This is a genomic window from Arthrobacter sp. TB 26, assembly GCF_000427315.1.
Taxonomy (GTDB): domain Bacteria; phylum Actinomycetota; class Actinomycetes; order Actinomycetales; family Micrococcaceae; genus Arthrobacter.
This window is the reverse complement of the sequence record NZ_AUPJ01000513.1, coordinates 2,581-6,227: the sequence shown is the minus strand read 5'-3', so window position 1 is coordinate 6,227 and position 3,647 is coordinate 2,581. Positions and strand designations below refer to the sequence as shown.

The following is a 3,647-nucleotide window of genomic DNA, read 5'->3' as shown; positions in this document are numbered from 1 at the left end:
CGCCGGGGTGTACCCGGACGGCGGGTACCGGACTTCCGGGACGGCTCAACCCGGGGGCCCGCGTTGGTGACGACCGGAACATAGGACGTGGCAGGGCGCTTCAAGACGGGCCGCTCCACGCCGGGGACCTGGACGAACTCCAGGGGTGTGACCATGGCCAGATTGTTGGCTGTGGTCGGGTCATTCCGGGCCGGTTCCGGCTTGCTGGTCTGTTCGGCCAGCTTCTGCTTGGCGGCGGCCCGGCGGTTCAGGACGGCGGCCCGCTCGGCCAGGGCGATCTGCTCCGCCAGGACGTGAGGATCGACGGCGTCGGGGTCGGTGGCGTTGATGTGCTCCATTTTGGCCAGCTGGTTCTGGGCCTGCTGGGCCAGGAGTTCCCGCGCAGCGAGGGCCTGTTCCACGGTCATACCCGCGGGACCCTGGCCGCCCGGGGCGGCGGGGACGCCGTCGGTCGTCCGCGCGGGGGCTTTCGCACTGTCAGTGGAAGGGCCATCCACACCGGGCTGGGGGACGACCGGGGTGGCCCGGGTCCGGGGCGAGGCGGGGACGATCAGGTTGGCTGCGGTCGCCGGGGAGGTTTCGGCGGCCAACTGCAGCAGGCGCAGCTGGCGCCGGGTGGGCTGTCCGCCTCCGGCAAGATTGCCTTCTTTTTCGGCGAGTTCCTTGATGGTTCGCAAGGTGGCGCGGTCCCGGGCACGGACCTGCGAGGACCGTTCCGAGCCTGCGGTGTTGCGGGCCGAGTCCACGGGTCCGGGAATCCGGCGTCGCCCGGTGACTTCCGCCTCCGTGGGCTCGCCGGGATCAACAGGGGTAGTCGAGGCAGGCGGAACCGTGCCGGGACCTGGGGTTCCGGACTCCTGGTTCGCTTCCAGGCGTTCATCTCTGGCCTGTCGCAGCTCGCGACGGCTGCGGATTGGTGGCTGTTCCTGACTCATTGCAAACTCATTCGGTGCTGGCGGGTTGGGCTATCTCGGTGCTGCGGCCATAGCGGGCGGCGCCATTGCCGGCGGACGTGTCCCCGGTGTCCGGGTCGCCGCCGTACAGTCCGTACTTGGCGATGTACTGCACCACGCCGTCAGGGACGAGGTACCAGACGGGGTTCCCGGCCGCAACCCTGGTGCGGCAGTCCGTCGAGGAGATCGCCATCGCGGGAACCTCGAGCAGGCTGACGTCCTTGCGGCCCATTCCATCCAGGACATGACCCGGCCGGGTGACGCCGACGAAGTGCGCGAGCGACCACAGTTCGTCGATGTCTTTCCAGGACAGGATCTGCGCCAGGGCGTCAGCGCCGGTAATGAAGAACAGGTCCGCGTCGGGGCGCAGCGTGTGCAGATCCCGGAGGGTGTCGATCGTGTAGGTGGGCCCGGGCCGGTCCACGTCCACCCGGCTGACGGTGAAGCGCGGGTTGGAAGCCGTGGCGATGACCGTCATGAGGTAACGGTGCTCGGCTTCGCTGACCTTTTTGCTCATCTTCTGCCAGGGCTGGCCGGTCGGCACGAAGACGACCTCGTCCAGGTCGAACTTGGCTGCGACCTCGCTCGCCGCAACAAGGTGGCCGTGATGGATGGGATCAAACGTGCCACCCATCACACCCAGACGCAGGCGGCGCTTGGCGCCGCGCTGCTTCACGATGGCGGAAATATTAGTGGCCTTGGCCGTGATCGTGCTTGTTCGGGTGCTGGCGGTGCGGATCCGCGTGCTCCTCGACGGCTTCGTGGCGCCTGCCCAGGTTGCCGTAGGACAGTGTGATGAACAGCAGGACCATCAGGAGCGCGAACATCACGCCGCCAACGACGAACGGCGGCGCAATAATCGGTGCGAGTTCCTCGTGGCCTGATCCGCCCGCGGCGGCGACAATTGTGGCGATCTGCTGCGACAGCATGTTCTCCCCTAGTGAGTTCAAGATGTGACGACGGCGGGAATCCCCGCCGTTCCGGACTTCTGTTCCATGTTACAGCGTTGCTAGGCCCTGATCTGGCCCTCGCCCTGGACGATCCACTTCGTGGTGGTCAGTTCCGTCAGGCCCATGGGGCCGCGGGCGTGCAGCTTTTGGGTGGAAATGCCCACTTCGGCGCCCAGGCCGAGTTCGCCGCCGTCGGTGAAGCGGGTGGACGCGTTGACAATCACAGCGGCCGAATCAACTTCTGCGATAAACCGTTCGGCGTTGCCGAGGTCGTTGGTCAGGATGGCCTCGGTGTGGCCGGTGGACCAGGTGCGGATGTGTTTGACGGCGTCGTCCAGGCTGTCCACCATGGCCACGGCGAGGTCCAGGTCCATGTACTCGGTGGCCCAGTCCTCATCGGTGGCGGGGACCGAGTCGACGGCGGCCGGCAGCGCGGCGCGGATCCGTTCGTCGGCATGCAATGTGACGCCGGCGGCGCGCAGGGCTGCGGCGACGGCGGGCAGCACGGTCGAGGCGGAGTGGACCAGCAGGGTTTCCACGGTGTTGCAGACGCTGGGCCGCTGGGTCTTGGCGTTCAGCAGGATCTGCACGGCCATGTCCTCGTTTGCGGAGGCGTCCAGGAAGATGTGCACGTTGCCTTCGCCGGTCTCGATCACGGGAACCTTGGCGTTGGCCACGACGGACTGGATGAGGTCACGGCCGCCGCGGGGAATCAGGACGTCGACCCGTCCGCGGGCGCGCATCAGGGCGTTGGCCCCTTCGCGGCCGAACTGGTCAACGCTCTGCACGGCGTCGGCGGGCAGGCCCACAGACTCCAGGGCGTCGCGGAGCACCGCAACGAGGGCTTCGTTGGTGGCGGCAGCGGCGGTCCCGCCGCGGAGGATGACGGCGTTGCCGCTCTTCAGGCCGAGCCCGGCGATGTCGACGGTGACGTTGGGCCGGGCCTCGTAAATGGCGGCGACCACACCCAGGGGCACGTTGACCTGGCGCAGCCGGAGCCCGTTGGGGAGGGTCTGGCCGCGGACCACGTTGCCGACCGGATCAGGCAGGTTGGCGAGGTTTTCCAGCGCATCGGCGAGGCCCTGGATGCGGGTGTTGGTGAGGGTGAGCCGGTCCAGCATGGCCGCGGACGTGCCGTTGGCCTTTCCGGCAGCTACGTCCTTGGCATTGGCTGCGAGGATGTGGGCCTTGCGGTCCAGCAGTGCAGCGGCGATGGCACGCAGCCCGCGGTCCTTCCAGGCCCGGTTGGCGCGGGCCATGCTGCGGGCGGCCTGGCGGGAGCGGTCGGCGATGGCGTGGACGGTTGCCTCGACGTCGGCCGTTGAGGGACGCGCCTTCCCTGCTTCGGGCATCGTGGTTGCCTGCCTGGCATCGGTGGATTTCTCAGCGGCTTGGGGAATCAGTGCCTCAGTCATCCTTCAAGTCTAGGCGGGCAGGCTCGCTAAACCAGAACCAGATCGTCAACGTGGACAACCTCGCGGTCAAATCCACGTCCCAGCGACTCACCGAGTTCCACTGTGGAACGGCCCAGCATCTGCGGCAGCTCAGCAGCGGAATAGTTGACCAGGCCGCGCGCAATGACGGTGCCGTCGGCGGCGACCATTTCCACGGCGTCCCCTGCTTCGAAATGTCCTTCAACCGCCGAGATCCCGGCCGGGAGCAGAGAGGTGTGGCGGTCGCGCACGGCCTTGACCGCGCCGTCGTCGAGGATCAGCCGGCCCTGCACATGCGCAAGGTGGGCGAG

At 67.9% G+C, this 3,647-nt stretch carries 4 protein-coding genes and 1 pseudogene (1 of these 5 running past the window's edge); all 5 read right to left on the bottom strand.

Features of this window, described 5'->3' with window-relative positions:
* A partial coding sequence (locus tag K789_RS0120300; protein WP_024368349.1) for a hypothetical protein occupies positions 1-935 on the bottom strand: 935 nt, incomplete at its 3' end.
* 7 nt (positions 936-942) lie between these two features.
* Complete coding sequence (gene nadD / locus K789_RS0120295) at positions 943-1,587, bottom strand: nicotinate-nucleotide adenylyltransferase (protein ID WP_024368348.1); 645 nt, start codon at positions 1,585-1,587, stop codon at positions 943-945.
* Positions 1,588-1,642: 55 nt separating this feature from the next.
* The gene (locus K789_RS0120290) at positions 1,643-1,882 is read right to left on the bottom strand and encodes a hypothetical protein (RefSeq protein WP_024368347.1); all 240 of its coding nucleotides are present in this window, start codon (positions 1,880-1,882) and stop codon (positions 1,643-1,645) included.
* A gap of 80 nt (positions 1,883-1,962) precedes the next feature.
* A complete protein-coding gene (locus tag K789_RS0120285) occupies positions 1,963-3,318 on the bottom strand; it encodes a glutamate-5-semialdehyde dehydrogenase (RefSeq protein WP_024368346.1) in 1,356 nt (451 codons plus the stop codon).
* Between the two features lie 26 nt (positions 3,319-3,344).
* Positions 3,345-3,647: pseudogene (proB, locus tag K789_RS23685) on the bottom strand (glutamate 5-kinase) (it continues 863 nt past the right edge of the window).

Coding starts and splice junctions, on each gene's coding strand:
- nadD (WP_024368348.1), bottom strand. CDS start 1,587: ATGGGTGGCACGTTTGATCCCATCCATCACGGCCACCTTGTTGCGGCG.
- K789_RS0120290 (WP_024368347.1), bottom strand. CDS start 1,882: ATGCTGTCGCAGCAGATCGCCACAATTGTCGCCGCCGCGGGCGGATCA.
- K789_RS0120285 (WP_024368346.1), bottom strand. CDS start 3,318: ATGACTGAGGCACTGATTCCCCAAGCCGCTGAGAAATCCACCGATGCC.